Here is a 24054-nt window from a genome sequence, read left to right on the forward strand (position 1 = left end):
CGCGCCCGGTCACCCAAACGGCGGATGCCCGGGAAATCACGGCGGCGGCCACGCCCGGTCACGGGCGAAAGCGCAGGGGGTGGTCCGCCGGCACCTCCACCACGGCGATGCGCACGCCGTCCGGGTCGGCGATCCACATCTCGATCAGGCCCCAGGGCTCGCGCTGCGGCGGCCGCAGCACCTCCGCGCCGCTGCCGCGCAGTTCCTCGTACGCCGCCTGCACGTCCGCGACTTGGAGCCACAGCCGTACCCCGGGACCGGGCGGCGCCTCGGCGCGTCCCGACACCTCGAGGAAGCCGCCGCCGAGGAAGTAGACCGTGCCGCGCTCGGGGCCGGTGCCGAACTCGCGGTAGACGGCCAGCCCGAGCGTGTCCCCGTAGAAGACGCGCGAACGCTCGGGGTCCGTGGGGGTCAGGAGGACCCTGCTGCCCAGTACGTGCACGACCATGACTCCCAGCCTCGCCTTATGGTCGGAGCATGGTACGCAAGCGCGTGATCGTGTCGGGGACCGTGCAAGGAGTGTTCTTCCGGGACACCTGCCGCCGCGAGGCGCTCGCCCACGGCGTGTCGGGCTGGGTACGGAACCTGCCCGACGGCGGCGTCGAGGCGCTGTTCGAAGGCGGCGAGGCCGCCGTCGAGGCGATGGTGCGGTGGGCGCGCACGGGGCCTCCGGCGGCCGACGTGCGCGCCGTCGAGGTCCGCGAGGAAACGGCGGCGCCGGAGGAACTGCGCGGCTTCGAGGTACGGCTCACCCACCGGGACACGGGCTGAGCCCGGCCGGCGCGGCGTGCGGCGACGAAGGCCGGCGCCGCCGCGATGGCGTGCGCCTGGCCCCCCACGCCGCCGCGGCGGCCGTCGTCCTGTGCACCGCCACCCTCGCCGCCTGCACGGCCGCTCCCTCCGGCCCGCCCGTGGTCCGGGTGCGCGAGGACCGCGCGGTGCTGGCCGCCGAGGTGCAGCGGGTGCCGGACGCGGCGCTGGGCGCCACGTACCGGCCGGGCTGCCCGGTCGGCCCCGACCGGCTGCGGCTGATCCGGATGAACCACTGGGGTTTCGACGGCAAGGTCCACCGGGGTGAACTCGTCGTCCACGAGCGGGCGGTACAGCCCCTCCTGCGCGTCTTCGGCAAGGCCTTCGAGGCGAGGTTCCCCATCCGCCGCATGCGGCCGGCCGCGGCGTACGGCGGGGACGACGCCCGGTCGATGGCGGACGACAACACCTCCGCCTTCAACTGCCGGCAGGTCACCGGGGACCCGGGCCGCCGCTCCCGGCACGCCTACGGGGACGCCGTGGACGTCAACCCGCTCGAGAACCCCTATGTGGACCGCGGCGGCACTCCCCACCCCGCCGCCGGCCGCCCGTACCTGCGCAGGGACCGCCGGGCCCCGGGCATGATCCGCCCCGACGACGTCGTCACCCGGGCCTTCGAGGAGGTGGGCTGGCACTGGGGCGGCGGCTGGTCCCCACCCGACTACCAGCACTTCTCGGCGACGGGAGGCTGACCGGGCGTGGGCTGACGAGGCGAGAGGCGCAGCTCAACCGCCTTGGCGAACCCCGGCACCCTCCGCCGAGTCGAGCAGCCGCCACGCGGTGAGGGCCACGCTGGCCCGTACCAGTCCGGCCGGTTCGGTGAGTTCGATGCCCAGGGACCGCGCGATCTGCTCGAGCCGGCGGGCCACGCTGCTGTGGTGCAGGTGGAGGCGGTCGGCGGCCCGGCGCAAGGAGCCGGTGGCGCAGTAGGCGTCGAGAGTCTCCAGATCGTCCGGCGTGCCGGCGATGCGGGCGATCGCGGCCACGTCGGCATTGTCCCGGGCGGCGTCCTGAGGCACGTGCGCGAGCAGCGCCAGCGCCCCCAAGTCGTCGTAGTGGACCACTGGTTGACGTGCGCCGGCGAAGCGGAGGGCGGTGCGGGCCTGCCGCCAGGAGCGGTCGGGGCCTTCGGCGGCGCCGATGCCCGCGTACACGTCCGCCGGAATCCGGTCGGGGTCGACGGCCGTGGCCAGGATGACGCCCACATCGGCGAGGGAAGCCGCCTTCACCAGGCGGCCGGGGCAGAGCAGGGAGCCGATCCGGTCGAGCGGCAGGTGCGAGCGTACGGCGAGCACGTGCACCGGCAGCTCCGCGGTGAATCCGAGGAGTCGCAGCGCCCGGGCTCTGGCCGCCTCCTCGCTGTCCTCGCTGATCGCCAGCTCGACGAGGGCGGGGTCGGCCATGGTGGTGCGGGCCGGGCCGTACCGCTCGACGGCCGTCGCGGCGGCGATCGCGAGCCGGTCGAGGAGCACCTCGTCGAGCGGATTCGGCGAGCCGGGGCGTTCCAGCCACACCGTGCCGATCTCCTCGTCGTCGAGGGTGATCGGCGCCGTCGTGGACGGGGGTGCCGGCGGGCCGGACGCCGGCCTGCCGTCGGGCGACATGCGGGTCATCCGGCCGGTGCCGTGGAGCTGGAACCCCGCCACGCACTCGGCCAGAGCCGCCGAGGCCCGGGCGAGTGCCGGGAGGTCCACCCGCCGGCGCATCAGGGTGTCGTAGAACGCGACGACGCGGATCGCGCCCTCGACGTACGAGTCCATTCCCGACAGCCGTACGGCCAGTGCCTCCATTCCAGGAGGATAGGTCCCCACGGCAGCGAGAAGAAGCGCCGTTCGGCGCGCGATCCGGGCCGGACGCGCGACAGTTGGCGGATGATCCCGCGGCAGGCCGGCGGTGAGGATGGCCGACATGGATCCCGAACTCGAAGCATTCATCCCCCTGCTGCCCCGTACCGACCTGAGCGACCCGGTCGCCTTCCGCACGACGTACGCCGAGATGGCCACCTCACGGCCGGCACCGGACACCGCGGGACTGGAGATCACGGACCGCACGGTGGCCGCCGATCCCGACGTGGCCGTCCGCGTCTACCGCCCGCACCAGGCGCGGGGCGCCGTCATCTGGCTGCACGGCGGCGCATGGGTCGGCGGTGACCTGGACACCGAGCACCTGTGGGCCGCCCCGATGGCGCACCTCGCCGGAGCGGTCGTCATCACCGTCAACTACCGCCTGTCGCCCGAGAACCGCTTCCCGGCCGCACTCGACGATGTCTACGCCGTGCTGAACTGGACGCACGACCACGCGCCCGAACTCGGCATCGACCAGGACCGGATCGCGGTCGGCGGCCACAGCGCCGGCGCGGGGATCGCGGCCGCGGTGGCCCTGCGGGCCCGTGACGAGCAGGGGCCGCCGATCGCCTTCCAGCTCCTCAACGAGGCCATCCTCGACGACCGGCAGCAGACGTGGTCCGCCCGGAACTTCACCGACACCCCCTGGAACAACCGCGCCGTTCGCGCTGCCGCATGGGGCCACTACCTGGGCTCCCAGCCCGCCACCCCCTACGCCGCACCGGCCCGCGCCGAGGACCTGTCCGGCCTTCCGCCCGCCTACGTCGCCACCGCGGAATTCGACCCGAACCGCGACGAGGGCATCGACTACGCGCTGCGCATGCTGCAGGCGGGAGTGCCGGTGGAGCTGCACCAGTGGCCCGGCACGTTCCACGGATCGCTGGCGATCCAGTCCGCCGCCGTCTCGCAGCGGCAGATCACCGAACTCGGCTCCGCGCTGCGCCGCGCCCTCGCCCCGTGAAGCCGGGCACGGCGGGACTGCTGCGCCCGTACGCGGGGAGTTTCGCCGCCGTGGTGGCCCTGCAGGTCATCGGCGCCGTCGCGGGCCTGGCGCCGCTGCTGGCGGTCGCCGAACTGGGCCGGGCGCTGTTGTCGCCCGGCCCGGTGGATCACGGGCACGTCCGGTTCGTCGTCATCGCCGGTGCGGCGGGCTTGTTCGTCCGGCTGCTGCTGACCGCCGCGTCCTCCGGGCTCGGGCACCTCCTCGACGTCCGGGTGCAGCTCTCGTTCCGCCGCCAACTCGCCGAACGGCTGGGCCGGGTGCCGATCGGCTGGTTTTCCCGGCGCCGGACCGGCGAGCTGGCGAAGGTGGTCGGGGAGGACGTCAGCGCCGTCCACCCGTTCATCGCCCACGCCCCCGGCGAGCTCGTCTCCGCCTTCGTGGTCCCGCTGGTGTCGCTGGTGTACCTGTTCACCGTCGACTGGCGGCTCACGCTGATCACGCTGATACCGGTGGTGCTGGCGGTGGCGCTGGTTCCGCTGATGATGACCCCGACCCGGCTGCGCGAGCAGAAGGAGTTCGACGCGGCCATGGGGCGGATCTCGAGTTCCGTCGTCGAGTTCGTGCAGGGCATCGCGGTGGTCAAGGCGTTCGGCGGATCCGGGCGCGCCCACCGCAGGTTCCGCACGGCCACCGACGAGTTCGTCACCGTCTTCTACCGGATGGTGCGCGGCCTCGCCGGGATCGCCGCGGGCATGCAGCTCGTCCTGTCGCCCCCGTTCGTCCTGCTCGCCGTACTGATCGGCGCAACGGCTCTGATCACCACCGGGGGACTGGCGCCGGCCGACCTGCTGCCCTTCCTGCTGCTCGGACTGGGCCTGACCGCTCCGGTGGCGGCCCTCGGCCACGGCTTCGACGACATGCAGGCCGCCGGACGCGCGGTCGGCCGGATCCGGGACGTGCTCGCCGTGCGGCCCCTGCCGGAACCGGCGCACCCGGTCGCACCACGCGGCCACCGGATCGCACTGCGCGACGTCCGATTCGGCTACGAAGCCGGCCGCGAAGTGCTGCGCGGGATCGACCTGGTGCTCGAGCCGGGCACGGTCACCGCGGTCGTCGGGCCGTCGGGAAGCGGAAAGTCCACCCTGGTCCGGCTGTTGCCGCGGTTCTTCGACCCGACCTCCGGTTCGGTCTCCCTGGGCGGTGTCGACCTGCGCGATCTCGACAGCCGGGAGCTGCACCGGATGGTCTCGTTCGTCTTCCAGGACGTGCGCCTGCTGCGCGCGTCGGTCGCGGACAACATCGCGCTGGCGGTCCCGCACGCCGGCCTCGACGACGTGGAGCGGGCCGCCCGGATGGCAGGCATCCACGAGCGGATCCTCGAACTGCCCCGCGGATACGACACGGTGATCGGCGAGGAGGCCGGCCTGTCGGGCGGCGAGGCACAGCGGCTCTCGCTCGCCCGCGCACTGCTCGCCGGCACACCCGTGCTCGTACTCGACGAGGCCACGGCCTTCGCCGACCCGCAGACCGAACAGGCGGTGCGCCGGACCCTCGCGGCGCTGGGCGGCGAGCGGACGGTTCTGGTCATCGCCCACCGCCTGGAGACGGTCGCCGACGCCGACACCGTCGTGATGCTGGACGACGGATCGATCGTCGAGCACGGCAAACCGGCCGAACTGCTGGCACGGGGCGGAAAGTTCGCCGCGTTCTGGCAGTCGCGCCGGCCGGCGGCCACCCACGAGCAGGACACCCCCGACGCCGCAAGGCAAGGAGACGAGGACCGATGATCCGACTGCTGCTGCGCGTGCTGGGCCCCGAGTACGCCCCGCCGGTGCGCCGCACCGTGGCCCTGATGACGACGACCGCCGTGGTCGAGGGACTGTCCTACGCGCTGCTGGTGCCCGTGCTGCGCGCACTGTTCGGGAGCACGCCCGAGGACGCCCGGCCCTGGCTGCTCGCGTTCGGGACCGCCGTCGCGGTCTACGCGGTCCTGCGCTACGTCAGCGACCTGTCCGGATTCCGCGCCGGGACCACGCTGCTGCACGGCATGTATCACCGCATCGGCGATCACCTGGCCCGGCTTCCCCTCGGCTGGTACAGCGCGGGCCGCGTCGGGGAGGTGTCCGGCCTGGCCGGCCCCGGGGTCCTGCAGGCGATGAGCGTGATCGCGCACCTGCTGGCGCCGTTCGTCTCCGCCTGTGTGACTCCCCTGACGATCGTCGCCGTGCTGCTCTTCTTCAACTGGCAGCTGGGACTGGCCGCGCTGGCCGCCGTTCCGCTCGTGGCGGCGATCCAGATCCGGACCGGACGCTCGATGGCCGCCACCGACACCGAGCGCGCCGCACGCGAACACGAGGCCACCGCGCGGGTCGTCGAGTACCTCCAGGCCCAGCCGGTGCTGCGGGCCGGCGGCCGCACCACGGAACGCTTCCGGGCGCTCGACGACTCGCTGCGTGAACTCCGGCGCGCGTCCCGCCGCTCCACGCTGTCGGCGCTGCCCGGCGTACTGGGTCTGACGCTCACGGTGCAGGCCGTGTTCACGGTGCTGCTGGTCCTGGGGTCCTCCCTCGCGCTCAGCGGGAACATCGGCGCGGCGGAGGTTCTCGCGATCCTGGTACTCGCCGCCCGGTGCGCTGACCCCCTGCTGTCGCTGGCGGACCTGGGCGGTCAACTGCGCGGCGCCCGCGCCGAGCTGGAGAGGCTCGACACGCTGCTGCGCACGGAGCCGCTGCCCGAACCCGCCGAACCGGTCCGGCCGGCGGGCCACGACCTGGAGTTCGACTCCGTCGGCTTCCGGCACGGGGACCGCACGGTGCTCGACGACGTGTCGCTGACCGTGCCGGAAGGACAGCGGCTCGCCGTCGTCGGACCCTCGGGAGCCGGCAAGAGCACCCTGCTGCAGCTGATCGCACGGTTCTACGACGTCGACGCGGGCGCGGTGCGCGTGGGGGGCGTGGACGTGCGGGCGATCGACACCGAGGTGCTGATGGCGCGGATCGCGTTCGTCTTCCAGGACGTCTACCTCTTCGACGGCACGATCGAGGAGAACGTGCGTCTCGGTCGCCCCGACGCCGACGACTCCGAGGTGCGGGCGGCCGCGACCGCGGCGCGGCTGGACGAGGTGATCGAGCGACTGCCCGGGGGATGGGCGACGCACGTCGGCGAGGGCGGGGCGCTGCTGTCGGGCGGCGAACGCCAGCGCGTCTCGATCGCACGCGCGCTGCTGAAGAACGCGCCCATCGTGCTGCTGGACGAGGTGACCTCCGCACTGGACCCGGTGAACGAGGCCGCGGCCCACGAGGGCATCGAGCGCCTGATGGCGGGGCGTACCGTGGTGATGGTCGCGCACCGGATGCGGACCGTCCGACGGGCCGACCGCATCGTCTTCCTGGACGGCGGCCGGATCGTGGAGGCGGGCACCCACGACGAACTGCTGCACCTCGGCGGCCGCTACGCCCGTTTCCAGGACCTCTCCCTGGCGGCGGCGGCCGGTGAGTGAACGGGTGGTGTCCGCCCCCGGCCGGCCGGCCGGCGGGATGCGCCCGACGGCTGACGGCCTGCGGGGGCTCGCCGGACCGGTGATCGCGTTCCGTGGCAGGAGCGGGTTGGATGGCACGGCAGCGGCGAGGGGCATACCCGGCGCGGGCCGTCTCCTCGTCCTCGACTACGCAGGAGGAAACGCGTGGAGCAACTGCTGAGAGTCCAGAACTTCAACGTCTCGAGTGACGGATTCGGCGCCGGTGAGCACCAGACCCTCGAGCGGCCGTTCGGCGACGTCGATCCCGGGGCCCTGTTCGCCTGGGCCGGCGCCACGGCGAGCTGGCCCCGCCGCACCGACCCCGGGGGCAGCCGCGGCCTCGACGACTACTTCACGCGGGACTTCGCGCACAACATCGGCGCCGAAATCATGGGCCGCAACAAGTTCGGGCCCCAGCGCGGGCCCTGGCAGGACCACGACTGGCGCGGCTGGTGGGGTGACGAGCCGCCCTTCCACACCCCGGTGTTCGTCATGACCCACTACGAGCGCCCTTCGTTCACGCTCTCCGACACCACCTTCCACTTCGTCGACGACGATCCGGCCACGGTCCTCGACCGGGCGAAGGAGGCGGCGCAGGGCAAGGACGTCCGCCTCGGCGGCGGGGCCACCACCATCCGGGAGTTCCTCGACGCCGACCTCGTCGACACCCTGCACGTGGCCGTCTCGCCGGTGCGCTTCGGATCCGGAGTACGCCTCTGGGAGTCGCCCGAGGAGCTGCTGGACCGGTTCCACCTCGACGTCGTGCCCAGCCCGAGCGGTGTGACGCACCACCTGTTCTGGCGACGGTGACATGCGGGGCGGCCGTCGGCGGCGTGTCGCCGGCGCGCCCGGCGCGCCCGTTGCGCGCGCCGATCGGCCCCGGTCCGTGCGGCGGGCGAGGTTTGCCCGGCCCGGTGCGGGTTAGGCGCGTCGTACGAGGGACACCGCGCCTCCCGAAGGGAGCCCCCAGGATGACTCGCCCCCGCCCCCTGCCCACCGAACCCGGTGACGACGGCCTGCGGGTCGTGGTCGTCGGCGCCACCGGAAACGTCGGAACGAGCGTGGTCCAGGCCTGTGCGGACAGTCCGGCCGTCACGTCCGTCCTCGGCCTGGCCCGCCGGGTGCCCCAGTGGAGGCCCGCGAAGACGACCTGGGCCGCCGTGGACGTGGAACCGGACGGCCCGGACCTCGTGCCGCTGTTCGCCGGGGCAGACGCCGTGATCCACCTCGCCTGGAAGTTCCAGCCGACCCACCACCCGGCGCAGACCTGGCGGACCAACGTCCTCGGAAGCGTGCGCGTCTTCGACGCCGTGGCGGAAGCAGCCGTGCCCGCCCTCGTCCACGCCTCGTCCGTCGGCGCGTACTCACCCGGGCCCAAGGACCGGAAGGTCGACGAATCCTGGCCTACGCACGGGTGGCCGCAGGCCGCGTACACCCGCGAGAAGGCCTACCTCGAACGCGTCCTCGACGCCTTCGAGCAGGCGCACCCGGACGTCCGGGTGGTCCGCATGCGCCCGGCGTTCCTGTTCAAGCGGACCTCGGCCTCCGAACAGCGCAGGATCTTCGCGGGGCGGCTCCTGCCGGGACGACTCATCCGGCCCGGCCTGATCCCCGCCGTCCCCGATCTGCCGGGCCTGACCTTCCAGGCCCTGCACACCGACGACGCGGCCGCCGCCTACCTGGCGGCCGCCACCCGCCCGGTACGCGGAGCGTTCAACCTGGCGGCCGACCCGCCCCTGGACGCGGACGTCCTCGCGGGCATCCTGCACGCCCGCCGGCTCCCCATGCCGAGCGCCCCGGTCAGGGCCGCGCTCGCCGCCGCCTGGCGACTGCACCTCGCGCCCGCGTCACCGGACCTGTTCGACGCCGTCCTGCGGCTGCCCCTGCTGGACTCCTCCCGGGCCCGTACGGAGCTGGCCTGGCAGCCCGCGTACACGGCGGTGGAGGCCGTCGAGGAGTTCCTGGCGGGCTTGCGGGAGGGTGCGGGGATGGCCACGGCGCCCCTGGCCGCCTGAGGGGCCGCCTGAACGGTCTGAACGGTCCTGGGCGGGCCGCCCCCACTGCCGACCCGCCGGAGGGCCGACCCATCCGGGCCGGCCCTCCGGCGCGTGACCGCTCGGGTCACTCGTCCCGCGGGCTCGCCCAGCGCGTCCCCTTGCCGCCGGCGCCCGGTTTCTCGGGCTGCTGAGGCCGGTCGAGGCGGCTCGCCTCGTCCGTGTCGGCGGCCGACGTCTTCCCGTCGTCGCGGCGCTCCGCGTGCGGCTTGCGGTGACGGCCCTGCTCCTCCTCGTCGTGCAGCGGGACTCCTCCCGCGCCGCCCTGCTCGTCCATGGCGTCCTCCTCGGGTCTCCCCGCCCCACCGGTCCGTCGGGCGGGCTGTCCCGCAGCGCGCCTGCCCCCGTTCGCCCGCCCCCATGCACACGCGGCCCGTCCATTGCCGGGGTGCCTGCGGGGTGCCTGCGGGGCGCCTGCGGGGCGCGAGTGGCAGCGGAACGTCCGGCTCCGTAGCGGTGGCGCCGGGTCGGCGGTCACGACATGTCGGCCTGGCGTGATGGTGTACGCCCGTCCCCGGCGGCCGCCCGGCGCGCGCGGGTGCGGACCTGCACCGGACCGATGTCTCCCCACGCCCCCAACCCTCGTGCCATGATGCTGAGTTATGAACCAGGGGGAGGGTTTGGCGAAGACGGCTGTCCGGATACGCCTGGGGCACGGGGCGAGCGCGAGCGACGTCGGTGCCCTGAAGGCGTGGCTCGAACGGGAACACAAACTGGAGGCGCTCAGGAGCAGCGGCGACCTGGAGATCAGGGAGCAGGCCGGGGCCGAGGAGCACGCCGGCAGCCCGATGGGGACCGGCCTGGAGATCACACTGGTCCTGGTCGGCATCATCGGCCCCAAGCTCTTCGACGAGGTGTACGAGCAGGCGAAGAGCGGGGTACGGGCATGGCGGGAGAACCGCCGCTCCGTCGAACGCGGGGAACCCCCGGAGGTCGAGGTCGACGTCGTGCCGGACGGCGACGCGAGGTAGTCCGATGGCGCGCTTCGATCCGCGCGGGAAGGTGAACAGAGCGCTGCTCGTCGGCGTGCCCTCGTACGAGTTCACGCAGCCCGGCCACCCGTTCGGAGTGCCCGGCAACCTCGGGGCGGTCGAACACAACCTGGTCGGCCTCGAGGACGCCCTGCGCGGAGGCGGCGTGTTCCGCGAGGGCGAGATCGGAGTCGTCCGGCCGCGCAACGTGGACGAGTTCGACCGCCGCCTGGACGAGGCCGTCGAAGAGGCCGAGGGCCTCCTCCTGCTCTACTTCGCCGGACACGGCGCCGTGCCCAGCACCGGTGACGAACTGTGGCTCCTGATGCGCGCGGCGACGATCGTGGCGGGCACGGAGTCGGTGTTCCGAGGGGCCGTCCCCTGGAAGAGCGTCCTGGCCGTGCTCACCCGCACCAGGGCGGTGCACGTGGTCGTGGTGCTCGACTGCTGCTACGCGGGCAACGCCTCGGCGGCCTGGGACGCGCTCGACACCTCGCAGCGGCACCGGATATCGCTGTTCATGAGCGTGCAGGCCAACAACCGGATCGACGCGGGGGACGACACCACCCCGACCCCGTTCACCGCGGAGCTGATCCGCCAACTGCGCGTCGACGGTCACGGCGCAGCCACGCCCCCCGTGGGATTCGAGGAGCTCGCGGAGCGGGTGCGGGCGTACATGTCCGCGCATCACACGACGCTGCGCGAGCCCGCCGAACAGTGGGAGCCGCAGAGCCGCCGGGCCGATCCGGGCACGGACGTGCTGCTCGTGGCCGGCTCCGCGGGCGCCGGCGCAGCGGGCGCGGGCGGCCCGGCGGACGGGGCGGATCCGGCAGCGGTTCCCGGGGCGGGGGCGGCCGGGGCGGATCCCGAGGCGGGCCGCCCGGACCTGACAGCCGTGCCCGACAGGCCCTTATGGCGCCGGCGGCCCTCGTGGCCGCTTCCCGGAACGCGTCGTCCGCGCCCTGCCGGCGATCCGAACCGGACCGGCCGTCTTCGCCTGACCGCCCGGACCCGCGCGGTCGCGGCCGGCGCCGGACTGCTCACCGTGCTCGCGGGCCTCGTCCCCGCCGGATACCACTTCGCCGGGGACCTCTTCGGCGGCGGTCACCCCTGCGGGCCCCCGCTCGAACTCCGGCTGCTCACCGACCCCGACATCGAGCCCACCGTACGCCGGGCGACGGAGGTGTACCTGGTCTCGGACGCGAACCGGACCGGTGACGGCTGCCGGCGCAGCGGCATCACGGTGTACAGCGCCGGCGCCGCGGACGTCGTCGCCGCGTTCCACGACCAGTCCGACCCCTGGCAGCGGCCCACCTCCGAAGCGGTCAACCCGCAGCGCGACATCGGCCCCCAGCCGGACATCTGGATCCCCGCGACCTCGGCGAGCGCCGCCCGCGCCCGCCCGCCCCAGGACCAGCGCAGCTACGTGGAACTGCTCGTCGACCAAGCCCCGTTCGCCTACTCGCCGCTCGTGCTCGCCGTACCGCAGCACCTCGCGGCGGAGGCGATCGCCGAACGGACCGGCGCGCTCACGACACTGATGGACGCCGTGCGCACCCGCGACCCGAAGGCGGAGGTACGCCGCCCGGACCCGGAGCACACGGACTCGGGGCTCGTGGCGACCATCGGTCTGTACGGTGCGGGAGGCGCCGGCGGTGCGGGAGGCACCAACGCCGCCACCGCCGAGAACCGCGTCGCGCAGCCCGGTCCTCCCGCGCCCACCGGCGGCAGCCTGCTGTGCCTGCTGCCCGACGACGACTCCGTCGACGACCGCACCGCCGCCCTGGTACCGGAGTTCCTGATGAAGTCCGGCGTGGACTGCGACAGCACGACACGGGCCCCGCGGCTGGCCGCCTACCCCGACGACACGCCGGGCCTGGACCCGACGTTCGTACGGGTGCGCTGGCGGGAGGCGGACCGGGACAAGGACGCGCGGCAGGACGCGGTCGAGCGGTTCCGCACCTGGCTGACCGGGACCGGCCCGGGGAAGGGGTCGGGTTCGGGGTCGGGCCCGGGGTCGGAGGGGGTCCGGGGCGGGCTCGTGGAGTTCGGCAAGGACGGCTTCCGCAGCGCCGCGGGGGAGCACCGGCCCCTCGCCCCCGACCTCGCCTTCAGCGGCTTCGGCGCCGTCACCCGCCCCGGGACCCTCGGCGCTCCCGCCCGGCAGGCCGCGATGGCCGCCGCACTGAAGGAGTACCGGGACGCCCACGGGCCCGGCCGCGTCCTGTTCCTGGTCGACAGTTCCGGTTCGATGGGCGACCTGTGGGAGGGGCCGGGGGGTGCGCCCGGCATCGTCAAGCAGTCGCTCGGTGGCCTGGGGGATCAGGACGAGTACGGCGTCTGGGCGGTCGCGGCCGCGCCCGGCGCCCCCCTCGCGCACCAGGAGCTGCTGCCCTTCGGCCGGTACCGGCGCGAGGAAGCCGAGCGTGCCATCGACCAGCGGGCGCAGGTCAAGGACGTGGAGGCGGATCCCTACCGGGCCCTGACCGCGGCTTTGGACGACATGGCCCGGCGCGGCGCCGACGACGACCGTCCGCAGCTGATCGTCTACATCACCGACGACGAGGACAACAACCGGCTGACCGAGGGCGGACGGCTCGAGGGCTTGCGCGCGTACGCGCGGGACAGGAAGGTTCCGGTGGTCATGGCATCCCTGGACAGCGGCGGCTGCGACAAGGGAAAGCCGGACGCCGTCATCTCCGAGGCGAGCGGCGGGCGCTGCCTGGACACCAGGACCGATCTGGTGGCCGGACTGCGCGACGAGGTCGCCCGAGCGGGAACGGGGGACGAGGGGTGACGCGCGGCGGCAGACGGCTCTGCGCGGCGGTCTTCGTGGTGGTCCTCACCCTGGGAGCGTGCAGCGGGAGCGGCGACAGCGGGGCCGGGGCCACGGGCGGGCCGGCCGACGCAGCGGTCGCGGAGGGCGACATCGTGGTGGCCAGCGGACGCGACGTGACGGGCAAGGGCGGCATCCGGCAGAAGCTGATCGAGCAGTGGAACCGGCAGCAGGAGGAGAAGGGGTCCGGCCCACGGGCCCGGCTGGTCGAGCTCCCGGGCTCGGCGGACCAGCAGCGCAGCCAGCTGCTGGGGGCGCTCCAGTCCGGCAGCGCGGAGTACGACGTGGTCAACCTCGACGTGACCTGGGTGCCGGAGTTCGCGGACGCGGGCCTGGTCCAGCCGCTCCCCGACGACATGCTGGACGAGGACGTCATCCCCTCCGTCGCCGCCACCGCCCGCTGGGCCGGGAAGACGTACGCCGTCCCGTTCAACAGCGACGTCGGGCTGCTCTTCTACCGGCCGGACTACCTGAAGAAGGCGGGCGTCACGGACACCCGACTCGGCACGGGAACCGATTGGTCCACGGTGCAGCGGCTGATGGACACCGTGCAGGACGCCGGCCGCAGTGCGGCGGACGGCTACGAGAAGGGGTGGACCACGCAGCTCGCACCGTACGAGGGCCTCACCGTCAACGGCATCGAGGCGTTCGCCTCCGCCGACGAGGGCTTCTCCCTCACCGACGGCGCCGGCCGGTACACCGGTTCCGTGGCGGACCTGGACGCGGGGCTGAGGGAGCTGCGCGACCGTACGCAGGCCCCCTACACCCTCGGTGACGCCGGCCGCTCCGACGAGGCCGAATCCCTCGGCGACTTCGCCGACGGCCGGACCGCCTTCCTGCGCCACTGGCCGTACGCCTACCGCACCCTGCACCAGTCCCTGACCGACCAGCAGCTGGCGGTGGCCCCGCTGCCCGGCCGAGCGGTCCTGGGCGGCCAGAACCTCGCCGTGACCAAGGCGTCGAAGCGCGGGCCGGCGGCCCAGGCGCTCATCACATTCCTCACCGGCCGCGACAGCGAACGCTGCCTGCTCGACGCGGGCTTCGCGGCCACCCGGCTGTCCGCGTACAACGACAACGCACAGACGTGTCCCATGGCGAAGCCCCCCGTCCCGGCCACTCCGAACGCCGAGAGCACCGACCGCATGCCCCGGGACGAGCACGGCCGCCCGAAGTACGCGCGCGACACCCTGCTGCCCGCACTGCAGAACGCCGTCCAGCGCCCCCGCACGCCGCTCTACGGCGCCTTCACCCAGACCTTCACGGCCGAACTGCGCCGGCTCTACACGGACAAACCGCCCTCGGCCGCGCAACTCGCGAACGACCTGCACGCAAAACTCAAGAGCGCACTGCCCCACACCTGACGAGGCCCGAGGAGGGCAGGATGGACCCGTGCACACGACGACGGAACTGGTAGGGAGGGCGGCCGCGCTGGCCGCCCGGGACGGCAGCCGGCGGATCCTCGGCATCGCCGGACCACCGGGAGCCGGAAAGTCGACGCTGGCAGCCCGGCTCGCCGAAGCGCTCGGGCCGGAGACGGCCGTGGTGGTCCCGATGGACGGGTTCCACCTCGCCCAGGCCGAGCTGGTCCGGGTGGGGCTGGCCGACCGCAAGGGCGCTCCGGACACCTTCGACGCGGCCGGCTACGTCTCCCTCCTGCGCCGCCTGCGCCTGCGCGGATCCGACGCGGCCACCGGGGACGCGGCCACCGGGGACGCGGCCACGGTGTACGCACCCGCCTTCGACCGGGCCCTCGAGGAACCGATCGCCGGCAGCATCCCCGTCACCCCGGGCGTACCCCTGGTGATCACCGAGGGGAACTACCTGCTGCACGACGCGGGGGAGTGGGCAGCGGTACGGCCGCTGCTGGACGAGGCCTGGTACCTCGCCCCGGACGAGGACCTGCGGGTCCGGCGCCTGGTCGACCGGCACGTGCGCCACGGCAAGGACCCGGCGTACGCACGCGCGTGGGTGGCCCGGTCGGACGAGCCGAACGCCCGCCTCGTCGCCGCCGGGCGCCACCGCGCCGACCTCGTCCTCGACACCGGCTGACCTGCTCCGACGCCGTCGGCGCGGCACGGGTGGCCGTCCTGCGGGACCATGAGTCCGTGGCGCCGGTTCTCGACAGGCGGCGAAGGGGCTGAGACGTGCACGACATGGCCGTCATCGAAGCACCGTCCGTGCTCGGGCTGCGCCCGTCCGGCGTCCAGGACCTGCCGGCGGCGCTGCTCGGCGCCGGTCTCATGGACCACCCAGGGCTGGTGCGCGCCTGCCGGGTCGAGGCACCGGAGTACGACCCCCGGCGGGACCCCGGCACCGGGATCCTCAACCCCGCCGGCATCGCGCGGTACTCCGTCCTGCTGGCCGACGCGGTCGGCGCCGTTCTCGACGAGGGCCGCTTCCCCGTGGTCCTCGGCGGCGACTGCAGCATCCTGCTCGGCACGCTCCTCGCCCTGCGCCGCCGCGGCCGCTACGGCCTGCTGTTCCTCGACGGCCACACCGACTTCTACCAGCCCTCGGCGGAGCCGACCGGCGAGGCCGCCTCGATGGAACTCGCCCTCGCCACCGGCCGGGGCCCCGCGCTGCTCACCGACCTCGAAGGGCGCCGGCCGCTGCTCCGCGACGAGGACACCGTCGCGTTCGGGTTCCGCGACTCCGCCGAATCCCGCGAGGCGGGGATGCAACCGCTGCCGTCACGCCTGCGTGCGATCGACCTCGACGCCGTGCGCGCGGCCGGCGCCGCCACCGCCGCGCGCGAGGCGGTCAGCCGGCTCACGCACGGCGGAAGCGCCGGGTACTGGATCCACCTCGACGTCGACGTCCTGGACGACGCGGTCATGCCCGCCGTCGACTACCGCCTTCCCGGCGGGCTGGGTTGGCCGGAACTGGAGAGCGTGCTGCGCACGGCACTGGCCGGCGAACGGGCCGTCGGCCTCGACGTCACGATCTTCAACCCGCGCCTGGACCCAGAGGGGTTGATCGCAGCGCGCCTGACCGCCTGCCTGCACCGGGGCCTGTCGGCACGGGCCCGGGGCGGCGCCGCGCGCGCAAGCGGGGACGGGGCCCCCTGAGTTCGCTGTTAAGGTGACGTGCGCCCGTCAAGACGGGTGGTCTCGGTTCCTGATATTTCAACGGGGTTGAACGTGAAGCTTCGTCATGTCCGCGCAGTCGCCGTCTTCGGTATCGCCGTCTTCGCACTCACCGGAGCCCGTGGCTCCCACGGCGCCAGCTGCGGTGGCAGCAGCGGTTCCGGCTCGAGCTCCAGCAGCTCCAGCGGGGGCAGCACCGGCGGCAACAGCGACAGCAGCAGCACCAGCACCAGCGGCGGTTCGACCACCGGCTCCGTCACCGGCGGTTCCAGCAGCAACAAGGCCGAGCGCGACATCAAGATCGACAGCTGCAAGCTCGACAGCTCGGGCAAGAACCTGGTCGCCCGGCTCACCGTCACCAACAGCGGTTCGGTGGACTACACCTACAACATCACCATGAAGTTCCGCGGGGACGCCACGTCGACCGCGACCCCCGCCCAGGCCAAGGTGGCCGCACTCACCGTCAAGGCGGGCGCGTCCAAGCCGGCCGAGGCCACGACGCCGTATACCGGCAAGGGCGACGGCAGCGAGTACAAGGAGTGCGTCGTCTCCAGCGCGTCGAAGAGCGCCCTCTGAGACACGCGCAGGGGATCGGGGCCCCGCCGGTGTGACACCGGCGGGGCCTCTCCCGTATGCGCACGACCTGCCGTCAGCTCAGCTCCCGCCGCCGAAGCTCCACGCTTCGATGTCGCGGTAGTGGATGGGCCCGGGGCCGCGGCCGATGTTGCTGCCGACCAGGTGCAGGCGCTCGGCCTGCCAGGGGCGGCCGGCGAACGCGGAGAGTCCCGCGGCGGCCTCCACCGCGTGGGGCGGCGCGTTGCGGCGGGACCGGGCCAGCGTCAGGTGCGGGCGCAGCGGCCGCTCCTCGAAGGCGACTCCGCACTCCCTGACGGCGGCACGCACCTCGGTGGCGAGCAGGTGCAGGCCGTCGAGGTCCCCGTCGATCCCGCTCCACAGCACCCGCTCGTCGAAGTGCCCCCCGCCGCGCAGTGCCAGCCGCACGGGACGGTGCGCCGCGGCGAGGGCCGCGAGCGGCGGGCGCAGGAGGGGGACGGTCGCGACCGGCAGCTCACCGAGGAACGCCAGGGTGATGTGCCAGTCCTCGATCCGGTTCCACCGCATCCGCGGGTACGCGTCGTAGGCGGGTCGCAGCTCCCGCGCCAGCTCCTCCTTGGCGTCGTCGGGCGGAGCGAGGGCGATGAATATCCGCACGGTCACGCGGCGCTCCCGGTGGCCACGGGCAGGTCTGCCAGGCGCCATTCCAGCATGCCGTCGGTGAGGCGGACGGCCGTGCGGCCGCGGGCGTGCAGGAGGCGTACGGCGTCGTGGGCCAGGACGCAGTAGGCGCCCCGGCAGTACGCGACGACCTCCGTGTGCTCGGGGAGTTCGGCGATGCGCTCGGCGAGTTCGGTGACGGGGATGGAGAGCGCGCCCGGGATGTGACCGGCGGCGTACTCCTCCGCGGGGCGGACGTCGAGGACCACGATCTCGCCGGACCGCGCGCGGGCGAGCAGGTCCTCGCGGCTGACCTCTTCGGCGTGATCGGTGCCGAGGTAGGCCCTGCGGGCGGGCTCGACGGAGGCCTGGTGGGTCCGGGCGACGGTGCGCAGGAGCGCGTACAGGGCCGCGACGTCGTCACCCGCGAGCCGGTAGTGGATGCGTACGCCGTCGCGGCGAGTGGTGACGAGCCCGGCCCGCTTGAGGGCCTGCAGGTGCGCCGAGGCGGTGGTCAGGTTGAGCGCGGCGGCCCTGGCGAGGGCGTCGACGGTGCGTTCCCCCTGGGCCAGCAAGTCGAGCAGCTCCAGGCGCTTCCCGCTGCTCAGTGCCTTGCCCGTGCGGGCGAAGGCGTCGTACAGCGCGGTCTTGCGCGCGGGGTCTCCCATGGCATCCTCCATAAATCCATGGAATATTGTAAGGGAGGGGCGGGTGCTGAAGCGACACGGCACATATCCCGACGCCTGGAGGACTCATGGGATTCGCCGACGACCATCTCGTACCGCTGGTCGACCACGGTCTGGGCAACAGCGCCTACCTCGTCGACCTCGGCGACGGCCGGGCGCTGGCCGTCGACGCCGCCCGGGACCTGCGCGCCCTGCGCGCGGCGGCGGACCGGCGCGGACTGCGGGTCGCGTTCGCGGCCGACACCCACCTGCACGCCGACTTCCTCTCCGGCGCCCTCCAGCTCGCCCACGACGACGGCGCGGCCGTGCTCGCCTCCGCGGCCGGGATGCGGGCCTTCGCCCACCGCGGCCTGGGGGACGGCGACGAGGCCGACCTGGGCGGGCTGACGCTGCGGGCCCTGGCCACGCCCGGCCACACCGACGAGCACCTGTCCTTCCTCCTCCTCGACGCCGGCCGGGAGCTCGGAGTCTTCACCGGCGGCTCGCTGATCGTCGGCTCCGCCGCCCGCACCGACCTCCTCGGCGCCGACCGCACGGAGGAGCTGGCCCGCGCCCAGTACCGCTCGCTCCAGCGCCTGGCGCGGCTGCCCGACGCCGTGGCGGTATGGCCCACCCACGGTGCCGGCTCCTTCTGCTCCGCCCCGCCCGGCGCCGAACGCACCACGACCATCGGCGCCCAGAAACACGCCAACCCCCTGCTGGCCGCACCCGACGAGGACGCCTTCGTGGCCCGCCTGCTGGGCAGCCTCGGCTCCTACCCCACCTACTTCGGCCGGCTCGGCGAGGTCAACCGGCGCGGCCCCGCCGTCCTCGCGGGCGCCCCGCTCCTGCCCGCGCTCGACACCCGGCGCGTGCGCACCCTGCTCGCCGAGGGCGCGCAGCTCGTCGACGTACGCCCCGCCGCCGACTTCGCAGCCGGACACGTTCCCGGCGCGCTCTCGATCCCGCTGCGGGACCAGTTCGCCACCTGGCTGGGCTGGCTGCTGCCCGACGACGCCCCGCTCGTCTTCGTCACCGCCCCCGGCCAGGACCTCGCCGAGATCACCTGGCAGGCGCTGAAGATCGGGTACGAACAGCTGGCGGGATTCCTGGACGGCGGCATGGACGCCTGGACCGCCGAGGGCGGCGCGCGCGAGACGATCGCCTTCGTTACCGCCGGCCGGATCGAAGGGCGGCCGGTGCTGGACGTCCGGCAGCGGGCCGAGCACACCGCCGGCCACATCCCGGGCGCCATCGGCATCGAGCTCGGCGACCTCCAGGCCCGCACGGACGAGGCTCCGGCCGGTGCGGTCGTGGCCTGCGGGCACGGTGAACGCGCCATGACCGCCGCCAGCCTGCTCCAGCGCGCCCGGCACCGCGACCTCGCCGTCCTCGACGGCGGCCCCGGCGACTGGGCCCGGGCGACCGGCCGCGCGCTCCAGGAGGGCGAGTGACCGGCCCCGCTCCCGCCCAGCCCGCCGCGGACCCCGGAGCCGAACCGGGCATCCGGCTCGGGCTGCGCGCCAACCTCGCCCAGTTCACCCTGCTCGTCGCCGTCAACGCACTCGTGGGCGGCATGCTCGGTCAGGAGCGCGTGGTCCTGCCGCTCCTCGCCGACCAGGTCTTCCACCTGGCCGCGTCCGCGTTCTCGCTGACCTACATCCTGGCCTTCGGCGCCACCAAGGCGGCCGTCAACTTCTTCGCCGGCACCCTCTCGGACCGCTACGGCCGCAAGCCCGTGCTCATCGCGGGCTGGCTGATCGCCCTGCCCGTCCCCGCCATGCTGGCCTGGGGCCCGGCCTGGGCGTGGATCGTCGCGGCGAACATCCTCCTCGGCGCCTCCCAGGGCCTGACCTGGTCCACCACCGTCATCATGAAGATCGACCTGGCAGGTCCCGAACGCCGGGGACTCGCCATGGGCTTCAACGAAGCCGCCGGATACGTCGCGGTCGCGGCCACCTCCCTGGCCACCGGAGCCATCGCCGCCCACCACGGCCTGCGCCCCGAACCGTTCCTCCTCGGCGCCGCCTACGCCGCCCTCGGCCTCGGCATGTCCACCCTCCTCGTCCGGGAGACCCGCGCCCACGCCCGCGCCGAAGCAGCCCTCCACCCCGTCCGGACCGCCGCCGAAACGGCCCTGACGACCGCCCAGGTCGCCCGCCGCACCAGCTTCACCGACAAGGCGCTGTCCGCCGCCAGCCAGGCAGGCATGGTCAACAACCTGAACGACGCCCTCGCCTGGGGCATCTTCCCGCTGCTCTTCGCCGCCCACGGGCTGTCCCTCGCGCAGATCGGCGTCCTGGCCGCCGTCTACCCCGCGGTATGGGGCGCGGGCCAACTCCTCACCGGCTGGTGGTCCGACCGCGTCGGCCGCAAACGCCTCATCACCGCGGGCATGCTGCTCCAGGCCGCCGCCCTCTCCCTGGTCGCCGCCGGAACGGCCTTCCCCGTCTGGGCCGTGGCCCAGGTCCTCCTCGGCATCGGCACCGCCCTCGTCTACCCGACCCTCCTCGCCGTCATCGGCGACGTCGCCCACCCCGCCTGGCGCGCCCGCTCCGTCGGCGTCTACCGCCTGTGGCGGGACGGCGGCTTCGCCGTCGGCGCCCTGCTGGCCGGAGCCCTCGCCGCCGCATACGGCCTGACCACCGCCACCTGGACGGTCGCCGCCCTCACCGCGGCCTCCGGCCTGGTGGTCGCGATCCGCATGTACGAAACCCACCCGCGCCCCGCGGCCGGCCGGGTTCTGTCTCCTTGACGTCATCTTCCACGGCGGTCAGACGCTGGCCAGTTGAGGGATCAGGCGCAGTGCGTTGTCGTGGTAGATCCCCCGCAGTTGGTCCGGGCTGAAGGCGGGGTCGGACTCCAGGGCGGGGAGCGCCAGGTTCGTCACCGTGTCGGCTGGGGCGGCGGGCCAGTCCGTGCCGAAGAGGAGGTGGTCGGCGGGCACGTGGTCGAGGAGGGTCGAGGCGCCCGCCATGGGGCCGGCCGTGTCGTAGTAGAAGCGTCGCAAGTGCTCGCGGACGGCGGCGGGTTCGAGGGGCGGGTCGCAGAACCGTCCGAGTGCCTCCAGGCGGCCGGCGATGTACGGAACGAAGCCTCCGGCGTGGGGCAGGATGACGGAGAGGTCCGGGAAACGGTCGAGCGTCCGGTGGGCGATCATGTTCACCGCGGCCCGCGTCGTGTCCAGCAGGAAGTCGCACATGAAGTTCGGAATGCCCGGAACCGTCATCGCCCCGGGGGTGCCGTCCGGGAGGTTGTGGGGATGGGTGTCGACCACGGCGCAATGGTCGTTCAGCTCGTGGAACACCCGGTCGTAGGTGGGATCGCCGAGGTAGACACCGCCGTAGTTGGCCGTCACGTTCACGCCGACCGCGCCGAGCTGCCCGAGCCCGCGGCGTACGGCCCAGGACGACGCGTCCGCATCGTCGAGGAAGAGCGGCACGTAGAACGAGAACCGTCCCGGATGAGAACTCGCCACCTCGAGCATCGACTGGAGGGTGATGTTGATCGCTTCACGCAGCTGTGCCGAGGAGCGGTAGCGCGCCGGCAGCATGGGCTTGAGGACGGCCGTCGAAATGCCCGCGCGGTCCATGAAGCCGATCGAGGCCTCGGTGTCGAGCCGTGACCACGGAGGCAGTTTCTCCGGTTTGACCAGCCCGTGCCGTGCGGCCCATTCGCGCCATTCCGGTGCGCAGTAGTGATGGTGCATGTCGATCTTGACCAGTGCCGCGTGGGCTTCCGCCGGGCCCGGGGCGGAGGAGTCCCGGGCGAGGCCGACGCTGTCCTCGGCGCCCGCAGTGGAGCCCGCGGCGGCGGTCAGCGGTTCTTCCGTCGGCATTCCGAGGAGGCCGAGCCTGGAGGTGCTCGCGGAATCTGTCATGCCAAATCCACCGTCCGTCGGGGCTGGGTCAGTTGGTCGGTCAGTTTCCGGAAACCACGGAGGCCACGGAGGTCATGGGGACCGCGGGCTCGGCGTCCTTGGGGGCAGGCCGGGCCGGCTCCAGGACGAGCCGGAGCTCCTGGAGCCCCCGGAACGCCGGCATCGGCCCCTTGAGCCATGCCCCCTTGGCGGCCTGCGCGTCCGCCAGTTCCATCTCCGGGAATTCCCGCAGCAGGCAGGACAGGGCGATCTCGAGCTCGAGCCGTGCCAAGGGCGCGCCCAGGCAGTAGTGCGTGCCGTGGCCGAAGCCCAGGTGCGTGCTCTGGAGGCCCTCGCGCGTCACGTCCAGGGTGTCGGGGCGGTCGAACTTCTCCGGGTCGCGGTTCGCCGAGGTGATGGCGATCTGCACGAGCGAGCCCTTGGGGATCACCGTTCCCCGGACCTCCGCGTCCTGCGTCGCGTACCGGAACGTCGACGTCTCCACGGATCCCTCGAACCGGACGATCTCCTCGACCGCCCGCGGAATCAGCCCCGGGTCCTTCCGGAGCTTCTCCAGCTGATCCGGATGGAGCAGCAGGTTCAGCACGGAGTTGCCGATCTGGAACGCGGTCGTCTTGTGCCCGGCGAAGAAGAGCACCCACAGCGAAGAGATCAGTTCGGCGTCGTCCAGCTCCTCCTCCGCCCGGATCAGGTCGCTGAGGAACGAGTCCGACGGATGGGCGCGCGTGTACGCGATGAGCCGGGCCAGCCGGTCGCGCAGCCACTCCTCCGCCGCCTGCAGTTCCGCCCCCATCCGGGGATCGAACCTGGCGCGCGAGACCACCCCGAAGTGCGCCAGGATCTCGGGACGGTCCCCTTCGGAGATGCCCATCAGGTCGCACAGGACCGCGATGGGGAGCGGGAACGCGAACGACGCCATCAGATCGACCGGGTCGCTCTTGCCGCACGCTCCGAGAAGGGCCTCGGCGATCGCGGTCACCTTCGGCCGCATCTCCTCCACCCGCCGGGGGGTGAACCCGCTCCGGAGGACCCGGCGCAGACGCGTGTGCCGGGGCGGGTCCGAGTTCAGGACGTTGTCGTCGAGGGCGTCGAAGAAGCTGCCGTACACGGCGTGGTAGGTGTCGATCGCCCCGCGCATGTCCTTGCTGAAGCGCGGGTCGGACAGCGCGTCGCGGGCGTCTTCGTAGCGAGTGATGAGGTACGTGTCGACCCCGTGCGGAGGCGTCAGCCGGCACACCGGGGCCTGCTCGCGCAGGGCGGCGTAGACGGGATGGGGACAGGACCGGTACTCCGGCGCGCCCCTGGACACGGCCGACACGAGGTCGCCGATGGCACCTTGCCCGGGCCCGGGCCCGTGCCCGTGCGCGTTCGGTGTCGCGTTCTCCTGCGTCATGTTCCGCACCCTCCGTGACACTCGAGTTCTGCGGACACACCGGTTCCCTGGAGGGGCGTGGCGTGAAACCCCCGTGGCTCGATGGAGTGAGCCGCTTCCACCCCGACCGGGTACGGGACGGCCCGGCCGCCGTCACCCGCGCGGCGGTCAGCCGACCTGTCGCACGGTGTGGCGGGCGGAGGGATCGCGGGACAGGCTGCTCAAGTAGTCAGCCCGACCCAAGGAGTCCGAACATGGCCCGAAGCCTCCCCCCGGCCCTCACGATCACCGCCGCGCTGACCCTGGCGCTCGCCGCCGCCCCCGCGGCCGGAGCCGACCCGGGCCGGGGCGCGGCCGACCGCGCGATCACGTACGAGGCCACCGCCAGGTTCCACCAGCACGCCAAGGCGGTGGAGGCGGGCTACGTGCCGGACAAGTACTGCGTCGTCAACAAGCAGGGACCGGGCGCGCTCGGCTACCCGCACTTCAACCACGCGCTCGACAATTCCCTGGACCCGGCGAAGCCCACCGCGCTGTTCTACGAGGACGACGGGCGCGGCGGCAAGCGCCTCGTCGGCGTGCAGTGGATGGTCTACGACCGCGACCAGGACCTGGCTACGGACGACGACCGGCCCAGCCTGTTCGGTACCCCGTTCAAGGGCCCGCAGCGCGGCCACTTCCCGGGCCAGCCGGTCCACTACGCGCTGCACCTGTGGCTGTGGAAGAAGAACCCCCTGGGAACGTACGAGACGTACAACCCGAAGGTGATCTGCCGCCCCGGCACCACCCGCCCCACACTGCCCACGTAACCCACACGACCCACTGACATAATCCGGCCGTGGACACGCGTACGAAGACGAC

At 73.5% G+C, this 24054-nt stretch carries 23 protein-coding genes; 16 read left to right on the plus strand and 7 right to left on the minus strand.

The features are described from left to right. Nucleotides 1-58: 58 nt before the first annotated feature. Nucleotides 59-448 carry a VOC family protein gene (locus tag ACZ6I1_RS01370; RefSeq protein ID WP_469281817.1) on the minus strand — a complete coding sequence of 130 codons (390 nt, stop codon included), beginning with the start codon at nucleotides 446-448 and terminating at the stop codon, nucleotides 59-61. 29 nt (nucleotides 449-477) lie between these two features. Here ACZ6I1_RS01370 and ACZ6I1_RS01375 point away from each other — a divergent pair, with 29 nt between their 5' ends. Together ACZ6I1_RS01375 and ACZ6I1_RS01380 are read left to right on the plus strand one after the other, a co-directional pair. Next, nucleotides 478-771: an acylphosphatase gene (locus tag ACZ6I1_RS01375; protein ID WP_469281819.1), complete on the plus strand. Its 294-nt coding sequence runs from the start codon at nucleotides 478-480 to the stop codon at nucleotides 769-771. Between the two features lie 50 nt (nucleotides 772-821). Beyond that, entirely contained in the window at nucleotides 822-1502 is a 681-nt protein-coding gene (locus tag ACZ6I1_RS01380; RefSeq protein WP_469281821.1) for a M15 family metallopeptidase, read from the plus strand. A gap of 33 nt (nucleotides 1503-1535) precedes the next feature. On the opposite strand, the gene ACZ6I1_RS01385 is transcribed toward ACZ6I1_RS01380, so the two are convergent. After that, on the minus strand, nucleotides 1536-2600 hold the full coding sequence (locus ACZ6I1_RS01385; RefSeq protein ID WP_469281824.1) for a PucR family transcriptional regulator: 1065 nt from the start codon (nucleotides 2598-2600) through the stop codon (nucleotides 1536-1538). 118 nt (nucleotides 2601-2718) lie between these two features. On the opposite strand from ACZ6I1_RS01385, the gene ACZ6I1_RS01390 reads away from it, so the two are divergent. From ACZ6I1_RS01390 to ACZ6I1_RS01410, 5 genes are all read left to right on the plus strand, one after another. Continuing rightward, nucleotides 2719-3615 carry an alpha/beta hydrolase gene (locus ACZ6I1_RS01390; RefSeq protein WP_469281826.1) on the plus strand — a complete coding sequence of 299 codons (897 nt, stop codon included), beginning with the start codon at nucleotides 2719-2721 and terminating at the stop codon, nucleotides 3613-3615. Beyond that, nucleotides 3612-5384, plus strand: a complete 1773-nt coding sequence (locus tag ACZ6I1_RS01395) for an ABC transporter ATP-binding protein (protein ID WP_469281828.1) — start codon at nucleotides 3612-3614, stop codon at nucleotides 5382-5384. The genes ACZ6I1_RS01390 and ACZ6I1_RS01395 overlap by 4 nt, the downstream gene beginning before the upstream one ends. Beyond that, complete coding sequence (locus ACZ6I1_RS01400) at nucleotides 5381-7096, plus strand: ABC transporter ATP-binding protein (protein ID WP_469281830.1); 1716 nt, start codon at nucleotides 5381-5383, stop codon at nucleotides 7094-7096. The genes ACZ6I1_RS01395 and ACZ6I1_RS01400 overlap by 4 nt, the downstream gene beginning before the upstream one ends. 183 nt (nucleotides 7097-7279) lie before the next feature. After that, complete coding sequence (locus tag ACZ6I1_RS01405; protein WP_469281834.1) at nucleotides 7280-7924, plus strand: dihydrofolate reductase family protein; 645 nt, start codon at nucleotides 7280-7282, stop codon at nucleotides 7922-7924. A gap of 161 nt (nucleotides 7925-8085) precedes the next feature. Beyond that, nucleotides 8086-9129, plus strand: a complete 1044-nt coding sequence (locus tag ACZ6I1_RS01410) for an NAD-dependent epimerase/dehydratase family protein (protein ID WP_469281836.1) — start codon at nucleotides 8086-8088, stop codon at nucleotides 9127-9129. Nucleotides 9130-9235: 106 nt separating this feature from the next. On the opposite strand, the gene ACZ6I1_RS01415 is transcribed toward ACZ6I1_RS01410, so the two are convergent. Continuing rightward, entirely contained in the window at nucleotides 9236-9445 is a 210-nt protein-coding gene (locus ACZ6I1_RS01415; protein ID WP_469281838.1) for a hypothetical protein, read from the minus strand. Between the two features lie 343 nt (nucleotides 9446-9788). On the opposite strand from ACZ6I1_RS01415, the gene ACZ6I1_RS01420 reads away from it, so the two are divergent. The 6 genes from ACZ6I1_RS01420 (at nucleotide 9789) to ACZ6I1_RS01445 (ending at nucleotide 16637) form a co-directional block, all read left to right on the plus strand. After that, a complete protein-coding gene (locus tag ACZ6I1_RS01420; protein WP_469281840.1) occupies nucleotides 9789-10139 on the plus strand; it encodes a hypothetical protein in 351 nt (116 codons plus the stop codon). Nucleotides 10140-10143: 4 nt separating this feature from the next. After that, nucleotides 10144-12936 carry a caspase family protein gene (locus ACZ6I1_RS01425; RefSeq protein WP_469281842.1) on the plus strand — a complete coding sequence of 931 codons (2793 nt, stop codon included), beginning with the start codon at nucleotides 10144-10146 and terminating at the stop codon, nucleotides 12934-12936. Beyond that, a complete protein-coding gene (locus tag ACZ6I1_RS01430) occupies nucleotides 12933-14336 on the plus strand; it encodes an extracellular solute-binding protein (RefSeq protein WP_469281843.1) in 1404 nt (467 codons plus the stop codon). The genes ACZ6I1_RS01425 and ACZ6I1_RS01430 overlap by 4 nt, the downstream gene beginning before the upstream one ends. A 28-nt stretch (nucleotides 14337-14364) precedes the next feature. Continuing rightward, nucleotides 14365-15024, plus strand: a complete 660-nt coding sequence (locus tag ACZ6I1_RS01435; RefSeq protein ID WP_469281845.1) for a nucleoside/nucleotide kinase family protein — start codon at nucleotides 14365-14367, stop codon at nucleotides 15022-15024. Nucleotides 15025-15128: 104 nt separating this feature from the next. Next, nucleotides 15129-16043: an arginase family protein gene (locus ACZ6I1_RS01440; RefSeq protein WP_469282013.1), complete on the plus strand. Its 915-nt coding sequence runs from the start codon at nucleotides 15129-15131 to the stop codon at nucleotides 16041-16043. Nucleotides 16044-16115: 72 nt separating this feature from the next. Continuing rightward, entirely contained in the window at nucleotides 16116-16637 is a 522-nt protein-coding gene (locus ACZ6I1_RS01445; RefSeq protein ID WP_469281847.1) for a hypothetical protein, read from the plus strand. 78 nt (nucleotides 16638-16715) lie between these two features. Here the strand turns inward: ACZ6I1_RS01445 and thpR are convergent, their stop codons facing one another. After that, nucleotides 16716-17321 (minus strand): RNA 2',3'-cyclic phosphodiesterase, encoded by a 606-nt coding sequence (thpR, locus tag ACZ6I1_RS01450; RefSeq protein WP_469281849.1) that lies wholly within the window; start codon nucleotides 17319-17321, stop codon nucleotides 16716-16718. Beyond that, nucleotides 17276-17944 (minus strand): ArsR/SmtB family transcription factor, encoded by a 669-nt coding sequence (locus ACZ6I1_RS01455; protein WP_469281852.1) that lies wholly within the window; start codon nucleotides 17942-17944, stop codon nucleotides 17276-17278. The genes thpR and ACZ6I1_RS01455 overlap by 46 nt, the downstream gene beginning before the upstream one ends. Before the next feature lie 86 nt (nucleotides 17945-18030). Between ACZ6I1_RS01455 and ACZ6I1_RS01460 the strand changes: the two genes are divergently transcribed. Next, nucleotides 18031-19395, plus strand: coding sequence for an MBL fold metallo-hydrolase (locus ACZ6I1_RS01460; protein ID WP_469281855.1), 1365 nt, complete (start codon nucleotides 18031-18033; stop codon nucleotides 19393-19395). Continuing rightward, nucleotides 19392-20696: an MFS transporter gene (locus ACZ6I1_RS01465; RefSeq protein WP_469281857.1), complete on the plus strand. Its 1305-nt coding sequence runs from the start codon at nucleotides 19392-19394 to the stop codon at nucleotides 20694-20696. Before ACZ6I1_RS01460 ends, ACZ6I1_RS01465 begins: the two co-directional genes overlap by 4 nt. 18 nt (nucleotides 20697-20714) lie before the next feature. Here ACZ6I1_RS01465 and ACZ6I1_RS01470 read toward each other — a convergent pair whose 3' ends face one another. Together ACZ6I1_RS01470 and ACZ6I1_RS01475 are read right to left on the minus strand one after the other, a co-directional pair. After that, the gene (locus ACZ6I1_RS01470; protein WP_469281859.1) at nucleotides 20715-21821 is read right to left on the minus strand and encodes an amidohydrolase family protein; all 1107 of its coding nucleotides are present in this window, start codon (nucleotides 21819-21821) and stop codon (nucleotides 20715-20717) included. Nucleotides 21822-21861: 40 nt separating this feature from the next. Beyond that, nucleotides 21862-23214: a cytochrome P450 family protein gene (locus tag ACZ6I1_RS01475; protein WP_469281861.1), complete on the minus strand. Its 1353-nt coding sequence runs from the start codon at nucleotides 23212-23214 to the stop codon at nucleotides 21862-21864. Between the two features lie 233 nt (nucleotides 23215-23447). Between ACZ6I1_RS01475 and ACZ6I1_RS01480 the strand changes: the two genes are divergently transcribed. Beyond that, entirely contained in the window at nucleotides 23448-24002 is a 555-nt protein-coding gene (locus ACZ6I1_RS01480; protein ID WP_469281863.1) for a hypothetical protein, read from the plus strand. The last annotated feature ends 52 nt before the right edge of the window (nucleotides 24003-24054 follow it).

Source organism: Streptomyces sp. NPDC046303 (genome assembly GCF_055588085.1).

Coding starts and splice junctions, on each gene's coding strand:
- ACZ6I1_RS01410 (WP_469281836.1), top strand. CDS start 8,086: ATGACTCGCCCCCGCCCCCTGCCCACCGAACCCGGTGACGACGGCCTG.
- ACZ6I1_RS01375 (WP_469281819.1), top strand. CDS start 478: ATGGTACGCAAGCGCGTGATCGTGTCGGGGACCGTGCAAGGAGTGTTC.
- thpR (WP_469281849.1), bottom strand. CDS start 17,321: ATGGCGCCTGGCAGACCTGCCCGTGGCCACCGGGAGCGCCGCGTGACC.
- ACZ6I1_RS01440 (WP_469282013.1), top strand. CDS start 15,129: ATGGCCGTCATCGAAGCACCGTCCGTGCTCGGGCTGCGCCCGTCCGGC.
- ACZ6I1_RS01475 (WP_469281861.1), bottom strand. CDS start 23,214: ATGACGCAGGAGAACGCGACACCGAACGCGCACGGGCACGGGCCCGGG.
- ACZ6I1_RS01390 (WP_469281826.1), top strand. CDS start 2,719: ATGGATCCCGAACTCGAAGCATTCATCCCCCTGCTGCCCCGTACCGAC.
- ACZ6I1_RS01400 (WP_469281830.1), top strand. CDS start 5,381: ATGATCCGACTGCTGCTGCGCGTGCTGGGCCCCGAGTACGCCCCGCCG.
- ACZ6I1_RS01370 (WP_469281817.1), bottom strand. CDS start 448: ATGGTCGTGCACGTACTGGGCAGCAGGGTCCTCCTGACCCCCACGGAC.
- ACZ6I1_RS01415 (WP_469281838.1), bottom strand. CDS start 9,445: ATGGACGAGCAGGGCGGCGCGGGAGGAGTCCCGCTGCACGACGAGGAG.
- ACZ6I1_RS01425 (WP_469281842.1), top strand. CDS start 10,144: ATGGCGCGCTTCGATCCGCGCGGGAAGGTGAACAGAGCGCTGCTCGTC.
- ACZ6I1_RS01470 (WP_469281859.1), bottom strand. CDS start 21,821: ATGACAGATTCCGCGAGCACCTCCAGGCTCGGCCTCCTCGGAATGCCG.
- ACZ6I1_RS01385 (WP_469281824.1), bottom strand. CDS start 2,600: ATGGAGGCACTGGCCGTACGGCTGTCGGGAATGGACTCGTACGTCGAG.
- ACZ6I1_RS01460 (WP_469281855.1), top strand. CDS start 18,031: ATGGGATTCGCCGACGACCATCTCGTACCGCTGGTCGACCACGGTCTG.
- ACZ6I1_RS01480 (WP_469281863.1), top strand. CDS start 23,448: ATGGCCCGAAGCCTCCCCCCGGCCCTCACGATCACCGCCGCGCTGACC.
- ACZ6I1_RS01455 (WP_469281852.1), bottom strand. CDS start 17,944: ATGGGAGACCCCGCGCGCAAGACCGCGCTGTACGACGCCTTCGCCCGC.